21 protein-coding genes are annotated in these 23,897 nt (G+C 48.5%); 18 read left to right on the forward strand and 3 right to left on the reverse strand.

The genetic code is table 11. The annotated features are described in order from the left end of the window. The first annotated feature begins 269 nt into the window (after nt 1-269). The 7 genes from MHI54_RS12555 (at nt 270) to MHI54_RS12585 (ending at nt 8,017) form a co-directional block, all read left to right on the forward strand. Nucleotides 270-1,187: a proline dehydrogenase family protein gene (locus MHI54_RS12555; protein WP_340081655.1), complete on the forward strand. Its 918-nt coding sequence runs from the start codon at nt 270-272 to the stop codon at nt 1,185-1,187. Nucleotides 1,188-1,206: 19 nt separating this feature from the next. After that, nucleotides 1,207-2,754, forward strand: coding sequence for an L-glutamate gamma-semialdehyde dehydrogenase (pruA, locus tag MHI54_RS12560; RefSeq protein WP_340081656.1), 1,548 nt, complete (start codon nt 1,207-1,209; stop codon nt 2,752-2,754). A 498-nt stretch (nt 2,755-3,252) separates the two neighbouring features. Then, the gene (locus MHI54_RS12565) at nt 3,253-4,257 is read left to right on the forward strand and encodes a GTP-binding protein (protein WP_233135109.1); all 1,005 of its coding nucleotides are present in this window, start codon (nt 3,253-3,255) and stop codon (nt 4,255-4,257) included. Between the two features lie 58 nt (nt 4,258-4,315). After that, nucleotides 4,316-5,521, forward strand: coding sequence for a GTP-binding protein (locus MHI54_RS12570; protein WP_095216662.1), 1,206 nt, complete (start codon nt 4,316-4,318; stop codon nt 5,519-5,521). Nucleotides 5,522-5,538: 17 nt separating this feature from the next. Next, a complete protein-coding gene (gene rpsN / locus MHI54_RS12575) occupies nt 5,539-5,808 on the forward strand; it encodes a 30S ribosomal protein S14 (protein ID WP_095216663.1) in 270 nt (89 codons plus the stop codon). A gap of 3 nt (nt 5,809-5,811) precedes the next feature. After that, entirely contained in the window at nt 5,812-6,984 is a 1,173-nt protein-coding gene (locus tag MHI54_RS12580) for a GTP-binding protein (protein WP_095216664.1), read from the forward strand. Between the two features lie 127 nt (nt 6,985-7,111). Next, entirely contained in the window at nt 7,112-8,017 is a 906-nt protein-coding gene (locus tag MHI54_RS12585) for a quinate/shikimate dehydrogenase (RefSeq protein WP_340081657.1), read from the forward strand. A gap of 50 nt (nt 8,018-8,067) precedes the next feature. Here the strand turns inward: MHI54_RS12585 and MHI54_RS12590 are convergent, their stop codons facing one another. Then, a complete protein-coding gene (locus tag MHI54_RS12590; protein WP_340081658.1) occupies nt 8,068-10,071 on the reverse strand; it encodes a methyl-accepting chemotaxis protein in 2,004 nt (667 codons plus the stop codon). A 207-nt stretch (nt 10,072-10,278) separates the two neighbouring features. Here MHI54_RS12590 and MHI54_RS12595 point away from each other — a divergent pair, with 207 nt between their 5' ends. Then, nucleotides 10,279-11,499 (forward strand): helix-turn-helix domain-containing protein, encoded by a 1,221-nt coding sequence (locus MHI54_RS12595; protein WP_340081659.1) that lies wholly within the window; start codon nt 10,279-10,281, stop codon nt 11,497-11,499. A 143-nt stretch (nt 11,500-11,642) separates the two neighbouring features. Here the strand turns inward: MHI54_RS12595 and MHI54_RS12600 are convergent, their stop codons facing one another. After that, nucleotides 11,643-12,704: a tetratricopeptide repeat protein gene (locus MHI54_RS12600; RefSeq protein ID WP_095216668.1), complete on the reverse strand. Its 1,062-nt coding sequence runs from the start codon at nt 12,702-12,704 to the stop codon at nt 11,643-11,645. Nucleotides 12,705-12,993: 289 nt separating this feature from the next. Between MHI54_RS12600 and MHI54_RS12605 the strand changes: the two genes are divergently transcribed. From MHI54_RS12605 to MHI54_RS12625, 5 genes are all read left to right on the forward strand, one after another. Further along, nucleotides 12,994-13,308, forward strand: a complete 315-nt coding sequence (locus MHI54_RS12605) for a PTS sugar transporter subunit IIB (RefSeq protein ID WP_095216669.1) — start codon at nt 12,994-12,996, stop codon at nt 13,306-13,308. Next, nucleotides 13,305-13,637 carry a PTS lactose/cellobiose transporter subunit IIA gene (locus MHI54_RS12610; RefSeq protein ID WP_095216670.1) on the forward strand — a complete coding sequence of 111 codons (333 nt, stop codon included), beginning with the start codon at nt 13,305-13,307 and terminating at the stop codon, nt 13,635-13,637. Before MHI54_RS12605 ends, MHI54_RS12610 begins: the two co-directional genes overlap by 4 nt. A gap of 15 nt (nt 13,638-13,652) precedes the next feature. Then, nucleotides 13,653-14,981, forward strand: a complete 1,329-nt coding sequence (celB, locus tag MHI54_RS12615) for a PTS cellobiose transporter subunit IIC (RefSeq protein ID WP_095216671.1) — start codon at nt 13,653-13,655, stop codon at nt 14,979-14,981. A 1-nt stretch (nt 14,982) separates the two neighbouring features. After that, a complete protein-coding gene (locus MHI54_RS12620; RefSeq protein ID WP_340081660.1) occupies nt 14,983-16,398 on the forward strand; it encodes a glycoside hydrolase family 1 protein in 1,416 nt (471 codons plus the stop codon). Nucleotides 16,399-16,502: 104 nt separating this feature from the next. Next, nucleotides 16,503-17,216: a GntR family transcriptional regulator gene (locus MHI54_RS12625; protein ID WP_095216673.1), complete on the forward strand. Its 714-nt coding sequence runs from the start codon at nt 16,503-16,505 to the stop codon at nt 17,214-17,216. Between the two features lie 19 nt (nt 17,217-17,235). Here the strand turns inward: MHI54_RS12625 and MHI54_RS12630 are convergent, their stop codons facing one another. Continuing rightward, on the reverse strand, nt 17,236-18,081 hold the full coding sequence (locus MHI54_RS12630) for a MurR/RpiR family transcriptional regulator (RefSeq protein WP_233135110.1): 846 nt from the start codon (nt 18,079-18,081) through the stop codon (nt 17,236-17,238). 134 nt (nt 18,082-18,215) lie between these two features. Between MHI54_RS12630 and gnd the strand changes: the two genes are divergently transcribed. From gnd to MHI54_RS12655, 5 genes are all read left to right on the forward strand, one after another. Beyond that, on the forward strand, nt 18,216-19,112 hold the full coding sequence (gene gnd / locus MHI54_RS12635) for a phosphogluconate dehydrogenase (NAD(+)-dependent, decarboxylating) (protein WP_340081661.1): 897 nt from the start codon (nt 18,216-18,218) through the stop codon (nt 19,110-19,112). A 19-nt stretch (nt 19,113-19,131) separates the two neighbouring features. Then, on the forward strand, nt 19,132-20,676 hold the full coding sequence (gene gntK, locus MHI54_RS12640) for a gluconokinase (RefSeq protein ID WP_340081662.1): 1,545 nt from the start codon (nt 19,132-19,134) through the stop codon (nt 20,674-20,676). A gap of 63 nt (nt 20,677-20,739) precedes the next feature. Continuing rightward, the gene (locus tag MHI54_RS12645; RefSeq protein WP_340081664.1) at nt 20,740-22,062 is read left to right on the forward strand and encodes a gluconate:H+ symporter; all 1,323 of its coding nucleotides are present in this window, start codon (nt 20,740-20,742) and stop codon (nt 22,060-22,062) included. A 158-nt stretch (nt 22,063-22,220) separates the two neighbouring features. After that, entirely contained in the window at nt 22,221-22,421 is a 201-nt protein-coding gene (locus tag MHI54_RS12650; RefSeq protein ID WP_095216678.1) for a DUF3311 domain-containing protein, read from the forward strand. Continuing rightward, nucleotides 22,418-23,875, forward strand: a complete 1,458-nt coding sequence (locus MHI54_RS12655; RefSeq protein WP_095216679.1) for a sodium:solute symporter — start codon at nt 22,418-22,420, stop codon at nt 23,873-23,875. Before MHI54_RS12650 ends, MHI54_RS12655 begins: the two co-directional genes overlap by 4 nt. Nucleotides 23,876-23,897 lie beyond the last annotated feature (22 nt).

The following is a 23,897-nucleotide window of genomic DNA, read 5'->3' on the forward strand; positions in this document are numbered from 1 at the left end:
CATCCCATCACACGGCAATTTTGAATTTCGCTCCGCCGTACTCCATTATGCTTCTTCACAAGCAACCCTTCCATATTATAGTGGAGAATGCAGATAATTATGTGCCTTATTTTCCAAGGTGCAGTCTGCTGAACTGGCCGGTGCATCATTTTGTGTATTTTACACAAAAACAACTGAATTGTTTGTTTTTTCAGCATATTGAAAGCCCTTCAATTCGATTCTACAATATTGGTATAGCACATGTGCAAGTGAATTGGGAGGTGTCACAGTTGGAAGCTTTATCTCGCAATTTTTTCTTGTATTTATCAAAGAATCAGCCATTGAACAAGCTGGCTAATTTATATGGCATACGGATGGTCAAGGGCAAGATCGTCGGAGGTATATCCTTCGATCAGGCCATCCCATTCATCAGGAAACTGAATGAGGACGGAATGAGTGTGACCGTCGATCATCTTGGTGAATATGTGGCCGATCCGCTGATTGCCGTGGAGCGGGCAGGTGAGGCTGTCGCGGCCCTTGAGATGATCAAAGAAGTGGGCCTGGATGCACAGGTTTCCCTGAAACTGACATCACTCGGACTCGATATCAGTGAAGAGCTTGTCCGATTGAATTTGCGCCGGATATTGACAGCGGCTGATCGTCTCGGTGTCATGGTGACGATCGATATGGAAGATTCCGAACGCTGTCAAAGGACATTGGATTTATTCCAGGAGCTGAAAGCGGAGTATCAAAATGTGAGTACCGTCATACAGGCTTATCTTTACCGCAGCAATGATGATTTGGATATGATGGCGCATCTGCAGCCCTTCATCCGCTTGGTCAAAGGGGCATATAAAGAGCCGAAATCCGTTGCATTCCAGGAAAAACGGGATGTGGACGGCAACTACCGTAAGCTGATTGCCAAGCAGCTCGATGCTGGCAGCTATACGGCTATCGCGACCCATGATGACCGGATGGTGTCCTTTGCCAAACATTATGCCTTGGAAAAAGGGATCGGGAAGGATAAATTCGAGTTCCAAATACTTTACGGCATGCGGCAGCAGCTGCAGCAGGAGCTCGTCAGACAGGGTTATAAGGTCCGCATTTATTTGCCTTATGGCGATGATTGGTATGGTTACTTCATGCGCAGGCTGGCAGAGCGCCCGGCGAATATCGCATTTGCCTTCAAAGGGATGACCAAAAAATAAATCAAAGGAGCGATTGATCATGACGACACCTTATACACATGAACCATTCACGGATTTCACGCAGGAGAAGGAGCGCCAGGCTTTCAGTAAAGCGCTGGAGCAGGTACAAGGGGTGATGGGGGAATCCTACCCGCTTGTGATTGACGGTGAAAGAGTGACGACCGATGGGAAAATCGTCTCCATCAACCCAGCAAATAAAGAAGAAGTGGTCGGCGAGGTATCCAAAGCATCCCGTCAGCATGCCGAACGTGCAATCGAAGCTGCAGCAGCTGCATTTGAAACATGGCGTTACACAAAGCCGGAGGAACGGGCGCATATATTGATGCGCGCGGCTGCGATTGTCCGACGCAAGAAGCATTATTTCTCGGCATTGCTTGTCAAGGAAGCCGGCAAGCCGTGGAAGGAAGCTGACGCGGATACAGCAGAAGCGATTGATTTCATGGAATATTACGCACGCCAGATGATGGAGCTTGTTCCAGGTAAGGCAGTCCAATCACGTGAAGGGGAAGCGAACCGTTATATCTACACCCCGACAGGCGTCACAGTCGTCATTTCGCCGTGGAATTTCTTGTTCGCCATCATGGCTGGGACGACTGTTGCCCCGCTGGTGACAGGGAACACCGTTGTATTGAAGCCGGCAAGTGCCACTCCTGTCATCGCCGCCCAGTTCGTGGAGGTGCTGGAGGAAGCGGGCGTTCCGAAAGGTGTCATCAACTTTGTACCGGGAAGCGGCTCGGAAGTGGGCGACTATCTCGTCGAACACCCGAAAACAAGCATCATTACATTCACAGGCTCGCGCGATGTCGGTACGCGTATTTTTGAAAAAGCTGCCAAAGTACAGCCTGGGCAGCAGCATTTGAAACGTGTCATTGCAGAAATGGGCGGGAAGGATACAGTCGTCGTCGATGAAGATGCCGATATCGAGCTGGCAGCAGATGCAATCGCCGTTTCTGCCTTTGGCTTCGCTGGTCAGAAATGTTCCGCCGGGTCCCGTGCTGTCGTCCACGAGAAGGTATACGATGCTGTATTGCAGCGCGTCATCGAAATCACGGAATCCCGGATCACAGCAGCGCCGGAAAGTGCGGATGTCTATATGGGTCCTGTCATCGATCAAGCTTCTTTTGATAAAATCACGGAGTATATCGAAGTGGGCAAACAGGAAGGCAAGCTTGTAAGCGGCGGCTCCAGCGATGACAGCAAAGGCTTCTTCATCCAGCCGACCATATTCTCCGAGCTGTCGCCGACCTCCCGCTTGATGCAGGAGGAAATCTTCGGGCCAGTCCTTGGCTTTTCGAAGGTATCCAGCTTCGAGGAAGCAATCGATGTTGCCAACAATACGGAATATGGCCTGACTGGCGCAGTCATCACCAAAAACAGGGCCCATATCGAATACGCCAAAGAACGATTCCACGTCGGCAATTTGTACTTCAATCGCAACTGCACAGGCGCCATCGTCGGCTACCACCCATTCGGCGGCTTCAAAATGTCCGGCACCGACTCCAAAGCCGGAGGACCAGACTATCTCCAGCTTCACATGCTGGCGAAGACGGTTAGTGAGATGTATTAAGAAAAGTGGAAGAAATCGATTAGAAACGGAGCGTTAAGCAAGGGCGCCCGAAGCGGGTGTATTCCCCACGCAGATTCAAACTGTGAAACCCGTCCCAAAAACGAGGAAAGCGTGCCATCGAGGCACGCTTTTTTATATGTGGAAATAAAAAAGAAGGAAGATAGAGGGAGAAGCATATCAGCTATCCGTCTCTTCTTCATTCTCTGGCTCACTCAATTTTGTCAGCCAGTCCCTGAATTCAGCATCATCTTTGCAATGGATTACCTCTGGTGTCTCGTCTAGTTTGTTGTTCATGTATAATCTCTCCTTTTCGATGATTCAACCAGATTATACCCGACCAAGGATATAATGAAACCTATTTTACAGACTCTTCATCAATCTAACAAAGACTTTGTAAACTTATCTTCCGGACAATTTTTAGGGAAGGGACTTTACAACTGGTGGAGCATCCTGTATGATTTAAATCGTAATAATTACGAATTGAATCGAGGTGTCTATATGTCCGAAGGAATGAATAAGATTCCGGTGACTATCCTGACGGGGTTTCTAGGAGCTGGGAAGACAACGCTATTGAACCGGATGCTTCGCGATGTGCGAAGCAGCAATATGGCAGTCATCATCAATGAATTCGGGGAAACAGGAATCGATGGCAAGTTTGTGGAGCAAACAAAGGAAGAAATCATCGAAATCAATAATGGCTGTATATGCTGCAATGTACGCGGGGATTTAATCAGGATACTCAAAGATATGCTCGTACGGGTCCATAAGGAAGGAACGGAACTGAAACGGGTGATCATAGAGACGACAGGATTGGCCAATCCTGCTCCTGTCATCCAGACATTCCTGATGGATGATGTGATGCGCTACTGGTTTACACTTGATTGTGTTTGTACCGTAACCGACGCTTTGCATCTGGATCGGCAATTACATGAGCATGCCGTTGCCAGGGAGCAGATTGCTTTTGCGGATAAAATCATCATCAATAAACAGGATCTTGTTTCAGAAGGGGATCTTGATCATCTGCAGGACCGCATTCAAAAGATGAATCCGGAAGCAGAGCTGTTTTTCGCTCAGGACAGTAAGGTGCCGCTGTTCAAGCTATTGGATGTATTCAGTTTCTCCCTGGATCAAAAGCTGAGTGTCCGTCCGGATATGCTTGAACATCATCATCACCATCATGACGATGTACAAGCAGTCGTACTGAAAGATGAGCGTCCGATCGATCCGGAGCGGCTGGATAGGTGGTTCTCTTATTTAGTCCAAATAAAGGGGGAGAGCTTATTCCGTTATAAAGGCATCCTTCATGTCAAAGGGCAGGATCGCCGGCTTTTATTCCAAGGTGTACATATGCTATTTGCCAGTACCGCCGACAGGAGATGGAAGCAAGACGAAAGGAAACAGAATGAACTTGTTTTCATAGGCCGGGACTTGGATGAAGAGGAATTGCGGGCTGGATTTGCCTTTTGTCTTGGCGATGAAGATGCGTTTCCTGCTGGGGCCTGAAGCGGGAAAAAAATTTAGCTTCCTTTAAATCGTAACGATTACAAATAGAGGTGAGGAAATGAAGAAGAAGAAAATACCAGTTACTGTTCTGAGTGGTTATTTGGGCGCTGGCAAGACAACGCTGCTCAATCATATTTTGCATAACAGAGAGGGCTTGAAGGTGGCAGTCATTGTCAACGACATGAGCGAAATCAATATCGATGCTGGTCTGGTGGAGAACGAGGGGACATTATCCCGGGTCGATGAGCAGCTCGTGGAGATGTCCAACGGCTGCATTTGCTGCACGCTGCGGGATGATTTATTGGTGGAAGTGGAGAAGCTCGCCAGGAATGGCAGCTTTGATTACATCTTGATCGAATCGAGCGGGATCAGTGAGCCGGTGCCTGTTGCGCAGACATTTACGTATATCGATGAGCAGCTGAATATCAACCTATCCGATTTTACAGCTTTGGATACGATGGTGACGGTGGTGGATGCCAACCGTTTCTGGCATGACTTCGGTTCCGGTGAAAGCCTGCTGGATCGGCAGCAGGAAGTGGCTGCGGATGATGAAAGGGAAATTGCGGATTTGCTGCTTGATCAAATCGAGTTTTGTAATGTGCTCATCCTGAACAAATGTGATTTGGTAGAGGAATCGGCCCTGCGCGAATTAAAGCATGTGCTGCGGCTATTGCAGCTGGAAGCGAAAATAATCGAGACAACCCATGGAAAAGTCGATCCCAAGGAGATATTATTCACGGAATCCTTCGACTTTGACAAAGTCAGCTCTTCTGCTGGCTGGCTGAAAGAGCTGGAGAATGGACCGGAAAACCATACACCGGAGACGGAGGAGTATGGGATTGGATCGTTCACCTATGTCCGGCAGCATCCATTCCATTCAGAGCGATTCATGCAATTTGTCGAGACAATGCCTGAGAATATCGTGAGATCCAAAGGCATCGCTTGGTGTGCAACGCGTAATCAATTTGCTTTACTGCTCTCCCAGGCAGGTCCGGCAGCCAATATCGAACCGGTATCTTATTGGGTGGCTGCTTTGGAGGAGGAACGACAGAAGTTCATTCGCAGGGAAAACCCGTCCATAAACAAGGAGTGGCATCCCGAATATGGAGACAGGAAGACACAGCTGGTATTCATCGGAACGGATTTGGATCAGCAAGCAATTGTAAAGGAACTGGACAGCTGTCTCCTGACAGAATCGGAACTGGCAGGCGACTGGTCACGACTGACTGATCCATTCCGCTGGAATATCCAAACAGCACAATGAATAAGGAGGAATAAAGGATGGCAAAGAAATCAAAAATCGCAAAAGAGAGAAAAAGACAGGAAATGGTGATGAAGTACGCAGAACTGCGAAGGGAATTGAAGGAAAAAGGAGATTACGAAGCGCTGCGGAAACTGCCGCGTGATTCTTCTCCGACACGATTGAAGAATCGCTGTGAAATCACGGGAAGACCCCGGGGCTATATGCGGCAGTTCGGCATGAGCCGGATTAAATTCCGTGAATATGCCCATAAGGGACAAGTGCCAGGTGTGCGGAAAGCGAGCTGGTGACTTGTGGCAGAAATACCAGTTACCGTCTTGAGCGGTTATCTCGGAGCAGGCAAGACGACACTGCTTAACCACCTGCTCCGGAATGAACAAAATATGAAAATAGGTGTTCTCGTCAATGACATGAGCGAAATAAACATTGATGCGCATTTGCTGGAGCAAGGCGGGCTCAAGCGCTCGGACGAGAAGCTGATACAGCTGGAAAATGGGTGCATCTGCTGTACACTTCGAGAAGATTTAATCATCGAAATCGACAAGCTGGCAGATTTGGATCTCGACTATATCATTGTGGAATCCACTGGTATATCCGAACCGATTCCGGTAGCACAAAGCTTTACGTATCAAGAGGAAGTGCTTGGAATCGATTTGTCTGCCAAATGCCGGCTGGATACGATGGTGACAGTGGTGGACGCCGGGAGGTTTTGGCATGACTACCAATCAGGGGAATCCCTGCTCGATCGAAAGCAGGAGGCAGTGGAAGAAGATGAGCGGGAAATTTCCGATTTGCTGCTGGATCAAATCGAATTTGCAGATGTCATCCTTCTGAATAAGACCGACCAGTTGGAAGGAGAGGCGCTGCAGCAGCTGTGCGCCTTGCTGCAAACGCTGAATCCGGAAGCGGACATCCATCAAACGGAATATGGGAAAATCGATCCGAGCCTGGTTTTGGATACAAAGAAATTTTCCTTCGACAAAGCCAGTCAATCTGCCGGCTGGATAAAAGAGCTGAACAATGAACATATCCCAGAAACAGAGGAGTATGGAATTGCATCTTTTGTCTATCGGAAAAGACAGCCATTCCATCCTGAACGATGGATGAGCTGGCTGGAGGAATGGCCCAAGGAAGTCGTGCGAGCCAAAGGTTTCTTCTGGCTCGCATCCCGCCCCGACACCAGCGGCTTATTGTCACAAGCTGGCCAGTCGCTGACTATGGAAGCAGCCGGTCCCTGGATTGCGACCTATCCACCGGATGAACAGGCAGCTCTAAGGGCGGAGGATGAAGAACTGGAGGCAAGATGGCATCCAGTATACGGCGACAGGATGACCGAATTGGTTTTCATCGGGATTGGCATGCACAAGGAAGAGATGATCAAAAGCTTGGATGCCTGTGTGCTTACAGAGGAAGAAATGAGACAGGACAGCAAAGTATTTATTGATCCGCTCCCGGCGTTTATATAGGAAACACCCGCCTTCCATATGGAGAGCGGGTGTTTTTCGATTATGGAAAGTCATCAGGAACCTCCTCCTGTAATAGGCATTAGATAGGGCTGTGTTCGTGACATTTTCAGTAAAAGGGGTTTTGACTATGTTGAGGGATAATAGAAACCTTGCCCGTAACGATGCCAAAACAAGATTGGTAGGTCTGCTAGCAACACCGATCAGGCATAGTATCACGCCTGCCATGCACAACTTGGGCTATACAATCAGCGATTTGAATTATGCCTATTTGGCATTTGACGTTGGGACAGACAAGCTGAGGGAAACGGTCGAAGGTCTGAAGGCCATGGGAGCAGCAGGATTCAATGTCTCCATGCCGAATAAAATCGATGTGATGCAGTATCTGGATGAATTGGATGACAGCGCCCGTCTGGCGGGTGCCAGTAATACGGTCGTCCATGAAGACGGGAAGCTGATTGGCTATAACACCGATGGATTGGGCTATGTGAAGAGCTTGGAGGAGCATGGCATCCAGCTTGAAGGGATGAAGGTGACTCTCGTGGGCTCGGGAGGCGTCGCAGCCCCGATAGCGATTCAGCTGGTGCAGTCCGGTATCAAGGAACTCAGTATATTCGCCAGGAATGATATTTTTTTCTCCAAGGCAGCAGCCAATGTGTCCTTCATCAATAACGAATTGAAAGGCTTTGGTGTCGGTGCCAGGATTTTTCCATTGGAGGATAAAGCAGCGTTCCGGAACGAAATTTCGGAAAGTGCCATTTTGGCGAATGCCACAAGCCTGGGGATGAAGCCATTGGATGAATGGAGTATTCTGGATGGCCTGACGGATGCCCTGCGGCCAGATCTGATTGTGACAGATGTGGTCTATAATCCGCAGAAGACGAAATTACTGGCGCAAGCGGAAGCTGCCGGTGCCAAGGCGATCAATGGATTAGGCATGGTGCTATGGCAGGGAGCATTGTCATACAAGCTATTCACAGGGGAAGAGATGCCTAGGAAGGAAATAAAGGATATCATGTTCGGGAAAGGATATTAAAACAGGAGAAGCACTGTCACCAGTGCTTCTCCTGTTAAGAATGCGAATCATCATAATTTGAATTGCTGCAGCTGCTCCTGCAGGGTGCTGGCGTCTTGTTCCAGCTTCTCGGCAAGTTCTTTCAATTGTTCCATGGAATGTGTCTGGTCTGCTACCGATGCCGTGATTTCTTCCGTTCCGGCAGCTGTCTGCTGGCTGATCGCGGCTATCTCGCCAGTATTGGTTGCCAGCGTAGCTTCCTTCTCCATCATGGACTTCATTTCTTCCTTCGTCCGAGCGGTCAATTCCATATTATGCGCAATGGCTTCGTTGATTTGGTTGAAGATGTCTTTCGTATGATTGACCGCTGTTTCCTGTCCCCGGACTGCGCTGCCGGTTTTCGAAGCGAAGGCTGCTGTATCGGCTGTTTCGGACTGGATTTCCTGGACAATGGATCCGATGTCCTGAAGCGCATGTTCTGTCTGTTCTGCCAGTTTGCGAACCTCATCCGCTACGACAGCGAAGCCTTTTCCGCTCTCGCCGGCACGTGCAGCTTCAATGGCAGCATTCAGGGCGAGCAAGTTAGTCTGTCCGGCAATATCGGTGATCGTATCAACGATACTGCTGATATTAGCTGATTTTTGCTGAAGGCTGTCCACAGCCGCTTCTATTTTGCCGGCAGCCTCGATGGCATCCCGGGATTGCTCGATCAATTGCTGCATCTGGGAACTGCCGACCTTGGCCGCTTCGGTCATTTGCAAGGCTTCTTCATATACCTGCTGGTTATGCGCATCCACCAGTTTGATATTCTCGGATAGTGCTTCTGTCGCGACAGCATTGCGTTCCATGATTTCAGCCAGGCTCGTCGTACCGGCAGAAATTTCTTCCATGGTCGCCGCTACTTCCGTCGTGGAAGCGGCATTCTCTTCTGCATTGGCGGCAAGTGTCTGGGAAGCAGACTGTACATTGGCAGAGATGGAAGTATTAGCCTGCATCATGCCATGAATGTTACCGATCATATTGTTGAAGCTGTTGGATAGCTCGCCGATTTCATCAGCAGACTTGCTATTCATCTGTACAGTCAAATCGCCATCTTCGACTTGCTTCATCTTGTCCCGCAAAGTCTTGATTGGCCGCACAACCGAGTTCACGACAAAGAAGGCGACGATAAGTGCAATCGCCAGAACGATCAATACAGTGATGGTCAGCGGTAAAATAATACCTTTTGCTTCGTCACTGAATTCCTTGGTGGGTACAACAGCAGAAATTATCCAGCCTGTGCGATCATTTGTGGTGAATGCCAAGGCACGGTTTTCATTTTGGAATTCATATTCTATTACACCTGTCGATCCTTCCTGCTGGATTTTTTTCCAATAGGTTTCCTTGGAAGCATCCGTCGCTAGAAGCTCTTTATCTGGATGTGATAGGTAATGGCCATTTTTATCAAAGACTGCAGCATACCCGGTCTTGCCGACTTTGATGTCTTGTGTCAATTCTGTAAGTCTGGAAAGGTTGAATTCAACCACAACCAAACCTTTTAATTTATTTTCCGTGTCAAAAACGGGCTTTACAGCATCAACTACAAGTTCATTGGAATCCTTGGATACATAAGGATCCGTGTATCCAGGTCTCTCTTCCAGCTCTAATCCAAGCTTATACCATGGGCGGGTGGTAGGATCAAAATCATCCCCTAAGTCCGCTTGCGGATATTGCACGATTTCCCCGCCGATTGGCTGGTAGAAGATTTTCTCTACATTCGGATTTTCTTTGGTGCTGCTTTCCAATGTGCGGGCAAGGCGCTCTGGATCATAATTCCGGATTGATTCCATCGAACTTACACTATTTACAGTCGATTGGATATTATCCAGGAATAGATTGTAAATACTGTCAAGCTGAAGGATCGTCTGATTGCGCATTGTATCGGTCTGGCTTTCCAGCATTGTCTCCCGGCTGAATTCAAAGCTGAGATATGCTGTCGCCACCCCGGATAGAATGAACATGGCGATGATGGGATAAAGAATCTTACGAAGAATCTTGCGCGTGAAGAAATTACCTCTTTTTTTAGTTTCAACCATTTACGTGTTACTCCTCTGTTCTTTTTCTCTGCCTTGCTTTTATCGGTAACAATCATGGATTATGAAGCATGATCGGAATAAATATCAGTGATAGCGTTTACTTGATTTGTTTATCAAGATGGCAGCCATAAAAAGAATCGGTAAATCACGGCTAGGAAATGTGTCTCCGCTGGAGTATGATGAAAGAAAAGCTTAGGGGAGTGGGCTATGGAGTTATTCGATCGTGTGTTATCCATCAACGATTTGGACGCTGTCATCGATTTGCTTAGCTTCGAGCTGGAACGACCTGTGATTGTGGAGGATGCCGATTATACATTGCTGGCGTATAACTCGCATTATATCCAGCATTTTGATGAAGCGAACCAGCAGACGATTTTCACGAAAAAATGGACGCTGCCAATCTATGAAACGTTCATTGAAGCAGGTGTAGTCAATAAGCTGAAGACGTATGAGCGTCCGTTCATTGTGGAGGCGATGCCGGAGATCGGCTTGAATACAAGGATTGTCGTAAGCGCAAGGCATGAGGGACGCATCATGGGATACATATGGATCCAGCAGATGGAAGAACCGCTTACGGCAGAAGGTCTCGATTTGCTTTATGATATCTCTTTCCATATCGGCAGGCTTATTTATGATATTCAGAAATCAAAGCTGAAGCAAGAGGAGAAAGAGGAACGATTTTATCAGAATATTTTTAACGGTATATACAAAACAGCACTGGATCTGGACTGGGGTGCCAAGGAATTCGGCGTACAGCTGCCAGAGCATTTTGCTGTTGCAGCTGTCGAGCTCGTGGAGAAGGATGATAAGATTTTATTCAATCTGCAGCAGGTTGCCCAGACATCCCTGCAGCTGGAGGATAAGCTCCATCATGTCCTTATCCAAGGCGATATTCTCTTCATCGTGCTTGGCGGGAAGCGGGCTGATGCACCGATCGAGGCGTTGGCCAGGGAAGTCATCCAGCGGATTCGGGACTATGCGAAAGACAAAGAAGCTGCAGTCAGGAGCGGTGTCGGCAGTATATATTCTGATCCGTTCGAGCTGCTGAAAAGCGCGAATCAGGCAAAAGAAGTCATACAGGCTGCCAAGCTGACACATCGTCCGCTCTCCCTTTATTATAAGGATTTGCATATTTGCCGCTACTTACAAGTGATCCATGATAAAAATAAAGAAATAGGCTATGAAAGCGAAGCTGTCCGAAAGATCCGCGAGCTAGATCCCAATGGCAAAAAGGAATTATTGAAAACCCTTGAAATGTATCTGCTCCATAACTGCAAGATCAAGCCGACTGCCGCAGCCCTTTTCGTCCATCCGAATACAGTCAATTATCGGATTAATCAGATCAATGAAGCGGTCGAGCTTGACTTGAACGATGTCATGCAAAAATTCCAGCTGCTGCTGGATTTGATGACAAGGGGCAAGGCATAGGGGGAGAAGGGACAGGTATGTTTTTGGCGCATATGCAGATCAACTACTTTTCCCATTGGGCGTCCTGAAGGTCCAGTAAGAAGATGAAAAGCTAGTTGAATAAGCAACCAAATGAAAAAGGCTCATCAGCTGATGAGCCTTTTTCATTGGAAGTCATTCGATAATGCCAGTCTATGATAGTAATGGAACTTTTCTATTTTCTGTGCTTTCCATAGGTATTGGGAATAGTCCTGGGAATAGTGGCGCATCAAGTAGAACAAGCCATTCTCTTTGAAATACGTGATGGCTGAGTCGTATACATAATCCATCGTTTCGGGTTCCATATATTTTGCCCATAGAATAGCGAACTGCCACCGATATTCGAGATTGTCCCGTTCTTCACAGACCTGCATACCCGTTCTGTAATATGCTTGGGCTTGTTCCGTTTTCCCAAGGATGTAGAGGGAGCGTGTCAGTGTGAACAAGGCCTGTATATATAAAGGGTGGTCGGGATGGGTGATTGCCTGGAGCAGGAATGGAATGCCTTTGTCATCTGCATTTTGCTTGTGGTACATGAGACCGATGTTGAATTCACAGGCAACGACCAGATCCTCTTGTCCAAGCTTTTGGGCTATGGAAAGGGCTTCAAGCAGGTTTGCTTCCGCCTTGCCGAATTCGCGCTGATCGATTTGGTTCAACCCTTGCAGTGATTTGCAATTCGCCACTTTCAATTCATATTGCGGATATTTGGAATAAATGGATATCGCCTTTTCCAAATGGAAACTGGATAAAGCATTGATATCCAAATAATAAAATTGCATGGCTTTATTATAATGTAAGCCGGCATGCTCTTCTTCATCATCGACCGCATGCATATGCTGCTCCGCTTTTTCCAATAGCTCAATCGCCGCAAAATACTCCTTGCGACTGTATTTCACGATTGCCAGGAAACTATAGTAGAAGAAAGACTGAAAATCATCCAAATCATCCGGATTCAATCGCTTCAGCTTTTCCTCGCAAAGCTCGACATCCCCCATCAAAAAATCAAATCGTGCATCCAGAAGCAAAAAACGATCCCATAAATCATCTGGGAATTCCCCTGCATGCAATGCATCATAAGCCTCCTTGCGCAGTTCAACGGACTGCGCCCGATCCCGCATTTTAATTGTTTTATGCCATGTATGCAGATGCGTGATGAAGTGTTCTGTGCTTTTAATGACAGCCATATACCAATACTCCTAATCAGTCAGAATAAACCGGACGGTTGTGTGGTTGGAATACCAAAGGACTGCAAAACGAAGAAAGCTGCTTTCATCAAAAGCAGCTGCACCGTCTCTTTAAAGAACAAAGCTAGTTTACCATATTTCAAGGCAGTAAGCCTATCAAAATTCCATAAAACGGTGGATTTATGATAAAAGTATAAACATTTATAATTAAATGTCTAGACAAATAAGAAATTAACTATATAATAACAAATGAAAGCGCTTTTAATAATTATCCAAGGAGTGTCATCCGATGAATAAAATTCTATTAGCGTGCAGTTCAGGTATGTCTACCAGTTTGCTTGTCACTAAAATGCAAGCGTTTGCAGAATCAGTGGGAGATGAAGCGAAGATTTGGGCGGTCGGTCAGGATCAGGCGAAGAAAGAAATGGCGGATGCCGATGTAGTGTTGATCGGTCCGCAAATGAGCTTCCTCAAAGGAGAACTCGCTGCCGAAGCGCAGAAATATGGTATCCAAGTCGAAGTGATCGACATGATGGCATATGGCATGGCCGATGGAGAGAAAGCGTACAAACAGGCACTGGGCCTGATCGGGGCAACATCATGAACGAGCTGAAATTGGAAGAACTGACAGAAGAACAGGTTTGTTTTCAGATGATCCTTCACAGCGGCAATGCCAGAAGCAAGATCCTGCAGGCGCTTCGGCTTTATCGGGAGGGGGATATGGAGAAAGTGAATGACATGCTGGCAGATGCAGAGGAAGATTTGTCACTTGTGCATAAAGTCCATTTTGAGCTGGTACAGCAGGAGGCAGCTGGCCGGCAGCAGGGACTTTCCCTTTTGTTCCTGCACGCCGAGGACCATTTCATGTCCACGTTGACAATGAAGGAAATGGTCAAAGAAATGATCCCAATTTTCCAAGGGCTGAAGAGCTAAAGGAGGAAGCAGGCAATGTTCGATAAGTTTAGCAAGTATTTGATTCCGATTGCCGGCAAGCTGAATAACAATCGTTATCTCGGTGTGCTGCGGGATGCCTTCATGCTGGCATTCCCATTGACCATTTTCGGTTCGATCATGGTGGTACTGGCCAATTTGCCATTCCTGGATAATGTGATGAGCGAATCGCTGCTTGCTGGTATCCAGGAATCGCTTGGACCAGCGCCGAATGCCACGATGAATATTGCATCTGTTTTCGTTGTCTTCGGTATTGGCTATTATCTGGCGAAAAGCTACGGAGTGGAAGCGATTTTCGGCGGAGCGGTAGCCTTGACGGCCTTCCTCCTGCTGACACCATATGTCGTTTCGACGGAAAGCGGCGAAGTGGTGAGCAATGTACTGGCTGTTGACCGCCTAGGTGCGAAGGGGATGTTCCTCGGCATGATTGTCGCGTTCCTTTCCGGGGAGATCTATCGTTATATCACGCAGAAGAAAATCGTCATCAAGATGCCGGCAGGTGTGCCGCCAGCTGTATCGCAATCATTCGCTGCCCTCATCCCGGCGGTCGTGACCCTGACGGTATTCTTGGTGATTAATATCATTGTGACACAAGGATTCGACACGAATCTGCATGATGTCATCTTCAATACAGTGCAGGCACCGCTTGTCGGATTGGGAGGAGGGCTTCCGGCTACCTTGATCGCCGTGTTCTTCATCCAGGTCCTTTGGTTCTTCGGCTTGCATGGACAGATCATCATCAACTCTGTCATGGATCCAATCTGGAATACATTGTCCCTGGAAAACCTGCAAGCTTATACAACGACGGGGGAATTACCGCATATCATCAATAAGCAGTTCATCGAGGTCTACCTTGTCGGTGCTGGGGGGACAGGGATGACACTGGCGGTCTTGGCGGCAATCCTTTTATTCATGCGAAGCAAGCAAATGAAGCAGGTGGGCAAGCTCGGAATCGGGCCGGGTATCTTCAATGTAAATGAGCCTGTGATTTTCGGACTGCCGATCGTCATGAATCCGCTGATTCTCTTGCCGTGGATCATTGCACCGATGGTCGTGACAGTCGTCAGCTATGTAGCGATGGCCATCGGGCTGGTGCCGCCGCCGACTGGGGTGACGATTCCATGGACTGTGCCGATATTCATCAGCGGATTCCTGGCAACCAACTCGATTGCTGGCTCGCTGCTGCAGCTCGTGAACGTGCTGATCGTATTCGCAATTTGGTTCCCATTCCTCAAGTTCATCGACAGGATGAATATCAAGCAGGAAAAGGATGCGGCACAGAAGGATGCAGCAGCCGACATGCAAGTACCAAAGGAGAAGATTTGATATGGAAGTGACAGAGCAAAAAAAAAAGCAAGTAAACTATCTATTCCCGAAGGATTTCTGGTGGGGGTCCTCCTCTTCGGCAACTCAGATGGAGGGTGCTGCCAATGTGGATGGGAAAGGGCAGAATATTTGGGATTACTGGTATGAGCAGGAACCGAACCGTTTCCATAACGGTATCGGTCCTGCCGATACCTCGGGTTTCTACTACCGTTACAAGGAAGACATTGCCCTGATGAAAGAAGTGGGCCATAATTCATTCCGATTTTCGATTTCCTGGTCCAGGCTGATCCCGGGAGGCACAGGAGATGTCAATGAAAAAGCGGCAGCATTTTATCAGGATGTGATCGATGAATTATTGGATAAGGATATCGAGCCATTTGTGAACCTTTTCCATTTCGATATGCCGATGGCGCTGCAGGAAAAAGGCGGCTGGGAAAGCAGGGAAGTAGTCGAGGCGTATACGGATTATGCGGCAGTATGCTTCCGGCTGTTCGGCGATAAGGTGAAAAGGTGGTTTACGCATAATGAGCCGATCGTGCCGGTGGAAGGCGGTTATCTATATGATTTTCACTATCCGAATGTCGTGGATTTCCGCCGGGCGGTGCAAGTGGCCTATCATACGCAGCTATCAAGCGCACTTGCCATCCAGAAGTACCGGGAACAAGGGCAGGACGGAGAAATCGGGATCATCCTGAACCTGACGCCTTCCTATCCAAGGAGCAGCAATCCAGCTGATCTGAAAGCTTCCCGGTTAGCGGATGCTTTCTTCAATCGCTCCTTCCTGGATCCATCTGTCAGGGGAGAGTTTCCGCAGGAGCTGGTGGATATACTTCGTGAGGAAGGGTATCTGCCGGTCTATACGGAGGCGGATTTGGAAGCGATCAGGGAAAATACAGTCGATTTGCTCGGTGTGAACTACTATCAGCCGCGGCGTGTGAAAGCGAAAGAGTATGCGGTCCATCCGGATGCCCCGTTCATGCCGGACAGATTCTTCGACTCGTATGAGATGCCGGGCCGGAAGATGAATGTGCATCGCGGCTGGGAAATCTATGAAAAGGGAATCTATGATATCCTGATCAACTTGCGTGATAACTATGGTAATATACCATGTTTCATTTCGGAAAATGGCATGGGTGTAGAAGGAGAAGAGAAGTTCCGGGATGCAGATGGCATCATCCAGGACGATTACCGGATCGACTTCATCAAAGGTCATCTGCGCTGGGTGCATCAAGCCCTGAATGAGGGTGCACAGGTGAAGGGGTATCATTTATGGACGTTCATGGATAATTGGTCGTGGACGAATGCTTATAAGAATCGGTATGGATTCGTCTCGGTCAATCTGGATAAGGACGGGGAGCGTTCCATCAAGAAAAGCGGCAAATGGATGAAGCAAGTCGCGGAGCAAAACGGATTCTAAGATTGCGGCGGCCTATATGGCCGTCCTTTTCATTGGGCGATTGCCGCATTTCCAGTATTTTGATAAGCTAACAGCAAGCAGATCGGCAGCAGAGGAGGAGCACTATGAAATATCAAGTGATATCAGAAGAAATCAGACATCGTATCGAATCAGGATTCTATCCTCTGGATCAGCCGTTACCGGATGAGCACAGCCTTGTAGAAGAGTTTTCCTGCAGCAGGATGACAATCAAACGCGCACTTGATGTACTTGCATCGGAAGGAATCATTTTCCGAAAGCGCGGGCACGGCACCTTCATCGTGCAATCTTCCTTCCAATCGGACTATATTCATGTCGGGACGAATGAAACGCTTGGTTTCACTAGCTTGATGAAGGATAAGCAAGTCACTTCGAAGCTGATCTTATTCGACATGATTGCCCCTGCACCCGAAGTGGCATCGTATTTGGCCATTTCGGAGGATACCCCTGTGTACCATCATATCCGCGTACGCTGTGTCGATGAAAATCCGCATGTCATCGAGGAAACCTTTATGCCGACCCCCCTGATTCCGGGTATCACGCCGGCAGTCCTGCATGGCTCGGTATATGCTTATATGCAGAATGAGCTTGGATTGAAAATAGCAGGTTCGCGCCGGCGGATCAGAGCGGAGCAGGCAACGGCAAGGGACCGGGAAGAGCTGGGCCTGGCCGAGAATGAACCTGTGCTTGTGATCGAGCAGGTTGCTTATCTCAATACCGGCATCGCCTTCGAATACTCTTTTGCAAGACACCGGTTCGACAAGTTCGAAATCACCACTGTGAATATCAACGGCAAGTGACCCGTCAGCTTCTGGCGGGTCATATTTTTGTTGCGGCGATGGCGTTTCTTACCTTTTCCACGGAGGCCTGTGCTTTGTCTTTCTGACGCATGATCACTGTCACGTAAAGGGCATCGATGATACTAAGCTGGGCAATCCGTGATGCGAGCGCTTCGGAGCGGTATTCGGTCTCCTCCGAGCTGGTATGCAGGGCAACATCTACTTGCTGGCCGATCGGGGATTTTGGGAAACCGGTGATGGCGATCGTCCGGGCCCCTGTTTTCTTGATGGTCTGAAGCAGCTGATAAGCATCCTTGCTTGCACCGGAGTGGGAGAAGATGAAAGCGACATCCTGTCCGGTCAGCTGGGAAGCAGACATGAGCTGCAAATGGGCATCAGGGAACGCGAATGCAGGCACGCCGGATCGGACAAACTTATGATACGCATCCATTGCGACCATATTGGATCCCCCGAAGCCATAGAATTCCGCCCTTCTTGCGCCAAGCAGCAAAGCAGCTGCCCGTTCAAGCTCGGTATCGTCAAGTACCTGCAAAGTATTCTCCAATGTACGGATATTTGACTGAAAAATTTTTTCGGCAACGATCTTCGCCGTGTCCTGCTCACTGACGTCCTCATGCAGCATTTTGTTCGGGGCGATGATTTCTGGTGCCAATGCAATCTTCAGTGCCTGGAAACCCTTGTAGCCGATCCGCTTGCAAAAGCGGGAAACGGTGGCATCTGCTACATCCAGCTGGTCGGCAACCTGACTGATTGTCTGATGGACAATCTTTTCCGGATGCTCCAATATGAAATCGGCAATTTTTTTCTCTTTATCACTCAGTCTTGGATAGTGGGATCGAATCCCCGCCAAACCTTGCTTTACCAAGAAAATCAGCTCGCTTTCGTCCTTAATGTCATCAAAAGTATAGCATAAATTCATTGAAAGCGATTGCTATATGAAAATTATTTTCGTATTATGGTATCATAAATTGAAAATTATTTTGAAGGAGTTCATTTATCATGCATATTGGATTAATCGGTCTTGGCAAAATGGGTTTCAATCTTGGTCTGAATCTATTGGATAATAACTTTGATGTCGTTGCTTTCGATGTAAATGAAGAGGCACGAGCTAAATTTGCAGAAACAAAAGGATCGGCTGCCGGTTCTTTGAAAGAATTGGTTGAGCAGCTTCCAAGCCCTAAAATCATTTGGTCGATGGTACCGGCTGGTGAGGTCACGGATAAAGTCCTGGAAGAATTGAAGGGGTATCTATCTGCAGGGGATATCTTGATGGACGGCGGTAACTCCAATTACAAGCAATCTGTCGAACGGGCAAAAGCCTTTGCAGAAACAGGCGTTCATTTCTTCGATGTCGGTACGAGCGGCGGAACGGATGGAGCACGTCATGGTGTCTGCACGATGATCGGCGGCGATGCAGAAGTGTTCAAGACCATCGAACCGATTTTCCAGGCAATCAGTGTCGAAAATGGCTATCATTATGCTGGTAAAAGCGGCAGCGGCCATTTCCTGAAAATGGTCCATAACGGTATCGAGTACGGCATGATGCAGGCGATTGCGGAAGGCTTCGAAGTCTTGGAGAAAAGTGATTATGACTTTGATTATGAGCAAGTGGCGAAAATGTGGAACAATGGCTCCGTTGTCCGTTCCTGGCTGATGGAACTGGTGGAATCCGCATTCAGCAAGGATCCGAAGCTTGATGCCATCCGCGGTGTCATGCACTCCTCCGGTGAAGGCAAATGGACAGTCGAGACTGCATTGGAGCTGCAAGCAGCTACACCAGTCATCGCCATGTCGCTGATGATGCGCTACCGTTCCTTGGACGAAGATACTTTCTCTGGAAAAGTGGTCGCAGCTTTGCGAAATGAATTCGGCGGACATGCAGTAGTGAAACGCTAACGACAAAAGGGAGGGGAAGATGTTGGCAGCTTCCTATATGATCGGTGTGGACATGGGCACGACCAGTACAAAGGCCGTGCTGTTCACGACAACAGGCGAGGTGATTGCAAAGGAAGGGATCGAATATCCTTTGCATTCACCGACAGCAGAAACAGCAGAACAAGATCCGGAAGTGATTTTCCAAGCTGTCATCGCGACAATCCGGGATACGATCCGGGTCAGCAGAGTGGATCCAGCGGCGATTCGCTGTATTTCATTCAGCTCTGCGATGCATAGTGTGATTGCAGTGGATGCGGCTGATGAACCATTGACCGCGTGCATCACCTGGGCGGATAATCGAGCGACGAAGTGGACGGAGAAAATCAAGGAAGAAACGGACAGCCATAGCATTTACTTACGTACTGGCACACCGATTCATCCGATGGCTCCATTATCCAAATTGCGCTGGCTCAAGGAAGAGCATCCAGCCATTTTCGAAAAAGCGGCCAAATTCATCTCCATTAAAGAATACGTTTTCTTCAAATTGTTCGGCAGCTATAAGGTTGATTATTCCATTGCATCGGCGACTGGGATGTTCAATCTGGAGGAGCTTGCTTGGGATAAAGAAGCACTTCAAGTTGCAGGGGTTACGGAGGATAAATTATCCGAGCCTGTTTCGACAACCTATCAATTCGTCGGTTTGACAGAGCAGATGGCGGATAAGCTGGGGGTGCTGCAGCAGACGCCGTTCATCATCGGTGCTAGCGACGGTGTCCTTTCGAATCTTGGAGTCGGTGCAGTGGATGAAGGAGTCGTTGCTGTCACAATCGGGACAAGCGGCGCCATCCGTGCGGTGACGGATCGCCCGACAACTGATCCGAAGGGCCGTATTTTCTGTTACGCATTGACGGAGGATCATTGGGTGATCGGCGGGCCGGTGAATAATGGCGGTGTCATCCTCCGCTGGGTCCGTGATGAGCTGGGCGCGGCCGAAACGGAAACTGCAGCAAGGCTTGGCATCGATCCATACGAAGTGCTCACCAAGATCGCTTCCCAAGTGAAACCGGGATCGGATGGGTTATTATTCCATCCATACTTGGCAGGGGAGAGGGCGCCCCTTTGGGATGCCAATGCACGGGGATCCTTCTTCGGCCTGGGCTTGCATCATAAGAAGGAGCATATGATCCGGGCTGCGCTGGAGGGTGTGCTGTTCAATCTGTATTCCGTCCTGCTTGCTCTGACGGAATTAACAGGTAAGCCGAAGCGAATCCAGGCTACCGGCGGATTTGCCCGTTCTGCAGTATGGAGGCAGATGATGGCCGATATTTTCGATCAGGAGGTCCATATCCCGGAAAGCTATGAAAGCTCCTGCCTCGGGGCGGCTGTCCTTGGTTTATACAGTTTAGGGGATATCGATTCCTTTGATGTGGTCAATGATATGATCGGCAGGACGCATCACCATACTCCGGACCCGGAATGTGTCGAAGTATATCAGGAACTGATGAGCATCTATATCCAGCTATCCAGAAGCTTCCAAACGGAATATGAACGAATTGCTGATTTTCAGCGGAGGATGCTGCACTAAAGCAGCTTTCCTCACCTACAGGTTTGAAAGCGCTTAAAAAGAGAGAAGGGGAGAAATCGAGAGATGGAAATCTATCTTTTACTCATGACATTGTTATCCATCGTGATCGTGGTCATCGGCGTGACATTGTTCAAATGGCATGCTTTTATCAGCTTGACGGTTGCTAGTCTTTTCCTGGCCATCACGGCAGGTCTGTCGTTCGATGAGATTGTAGGAGCCTATGAAACCGGGGTCGGCAGAGTGCTCGGCCATCTGGTTGGTATCCTGGCACTCGGGACCATCCTTGGGAAGATGATGGCGGATTCCGGTGCCGGCAATCAGGTGGCGGACTTCTTCGTAGATAAGTTCGGACCGAAAAGATTGCCTTGGGCCATGTTCATATCTGGTTTTATCATCGGGATTCCTGTCTTTTTCGAGGTCGGTATCCTGATCGTGCTTCCGCTGGTGATCAGTATCTATAAAACTACGAAGCAGAACATTTTGTTGATCGCACTGCCGGTGATCGCTGGCCTTTCCATCGTACACGGCCTCGTGCCGCCGCATCCGGGTGCACTTGCAGCGATCAGCATCTTCGGGGCGGATATGGGTACGGTATTATTATACTCCCTCATCATTGCCATTCCAGCAGGTATTCTCGGCGGCCCGGTATTTGCCAAATGGGTGCAGAAGCGTGTCGTGCCGGAAGGAGAACCGAATTTGATCAAAGTCAGCCAGCCCGAAAGCAAGCCGGGCACTGGCGTCAGCTTTTTTGTCATCCTGCTGCCGGTCTTATTGATGATCCTGTCAGCAGTAGGACCGTACTTGCCGCTTCCTGGCCTGGCTGAAAAACTGCTGATGTTCATCGGCAGCCCATTGGTGGCGTTATTGATCGCCGTTTTTGCGGCGTATTACTTCCTTGGTTTCAGGGAAGGCATGGACCGGGAGCGCTTGAAGAAAATGACGGAGGAATGCATCCTGCCTGTCGGTTCCATCATCCTGATCATCGGAGCAGGCGGAGGATTCAAGCAGGTGCTCATCGACAGCGGTGTCGGGGACACAATCGCGCATATGTCCGAGCATTTATCCCTTTCTCCGATCGTGCTGGCATTCCTTGTTGCCGGCCTGATCCGAATTGCGACAGGCTCCGCAACGGTCGCGCTGACTACTGCAGCCGGGATTGTTTCTCCCATCATCGAGCACGTGTCAGGTGTGAATCTGGAGCTGCTTGTCATTGCAACCGGCGCGGGATCGCTCATGTTCTCCCATGTCAATGACGCGGGATTCTGGATGGTCAAGGAATATCTTGGTCTGACAGTCAAGGAAACATTCCGTACTTGGACAGTGCTGGAGACGATACTTTCCTTCGTCGCGTTCGCAGGCGTATTGGTCATGGATATATTTGTTTAAATGATGAAGCAGGGAAAGCCAAAACATGGTTTTTCCTTCTTTTTCCATACTGTGATTAAATTTTTGCTTATCGAGGCTGGAAGCATTATGATAGCATCATGTGTGTTTTCCAAACCGGAAAACCTTGTGCAACTTCAGTGTGGATGGTGAAATAGGCAATGAAACGTTTATATTTTCTCACAGCCATTCCCTTCATCGGGATGCTGGGATTCCTCCCGTTCGCAAACAGAGTGGAACCATTTGTACTTTCCATGCCATTTGTCATGTTTTGGGTGGTCCTGTGGACTGTGCTATCATCAGTCATTTTGGTCATCATGTATAAACTGGATCCGCGGAATGAAGAGGATGGGGAAAAATGAATATCGCACTTATCATTATTTTGGGATTTTTACTTTTAGCAGTCTTTTTAGGAATCAGGGCAACAAGAGGAAAAGATATGAATCTCGAGCAATGGACAGTAGGCGGTCGCGGCTTCAGCGGCATTTTCGTTTTCCTCCTGATGGCCGGTGAAATCTACACGACATTTTCCTTCCTGGGCGGAAGCGGCTGGGCTTATGGCAAAGGCGCGCCTGCCTTGTATGTGCTTATGTATATAGGTTTGTCATACGTCATGTCTTATTGGCTTTTGCCGGTCATCTGGCGATATGCGAAAGAAAAAAGACTTGTGTCACAATCCGATTTCTTCGTCAGCAAGTTCGACAGTCCTTATTTAGGTGTGCTGGTGGCCTTGGTGGGAGTGATCGGAATGATACCTGTCATCATCGTGCAGCTCAAAGGCTTGGGCATCATTGTTTCGGAGGCGTCATACGGCGCCATCTCCATGCAGGCAGCCGTATGGATAGGCGCAATCAGTCTGACGATCTATGTGATGCTTTCCGGAGTGCATGGATCGGCATGGACAGCAGCAATCAAGGATATTGTCATGGTGGTTGTCATCTGTTTCCTTGGTATATATCTGCCTTTGCATTATTATGGGGGCTATCAGCCGATGTTTGAGGCGGTTCATGCTGCGGACCCTGACTTTTTGAAGTTCCCGGATGAAGGCTACAGTATGACATGGGTCATCTCCACGGTCTTGCTGCTCGTCCTCGGCTTCTATATGTGGCCGCAAGTGTTCAGTTCCACATATACGGCGAAAAGCGAAAAGGTTTTTCGGAAGAATGCCATCATCAGCCCGCTTTATACGCTGATGTTATTATTCGTATTCTTTGTCGGAACAGCAGCAATTTTGACAGTGCCGGGACTAGAAGGGGAAGATGTGGACCTTGCCTTGCTGCGGCTCTCCTTGGAGACATTCGATCCTTGGGTGATAGGCATCATCGGCGGTGCCGGTCTACTGACAGCATTGGTACCGGGTTCTTTGCTGATGATGAATACGGCAACCTTGCTTGCCAAGAATATTTACCATGTGGCTGCTCCTCGAACGACGGATAGGGCAATCGGGAGACTGGCGAGACTGCTGGTGCCAGTCGTTGCCTTGGTGGCTGTCTATTTTACGCTGCACGGAGGAGAAACCTTATCGAATATCATTTTGATGGGCTATAGCTTGATGACACAGCTGGCCCCATCATTATTCTGCAGCTTGTCCAAACGGAATTTCATCAACAAGTATGGAGCGGCAGCGGGCATCCTTGCCGGTTTGGCCACCGTCGCTTATATCACAACGAGCCAAAAGACATTGCTTGACCTGATTCCATCCTTGCCGCATGAATGGAATGACCTGAATACAGGCATCATTGCTTTGGCAGTGAACTGTGTGGTGATGGTCATCATGAGCTTGGTGACACGGAGATACAAACAAGGCACGGTGTAATTAAATCACTAGGGCTATCCTG

The sequence above is a fragment of the Terribacillus sp. FSL K6-0262 genome, from assembly GCF_037977385.1.
In the GTDB taxonomy this organism is placed as follows: Bacteria; Bacillota; Bacilli; order Bacillales; family Amphibacillaceae; genus Terribacillus.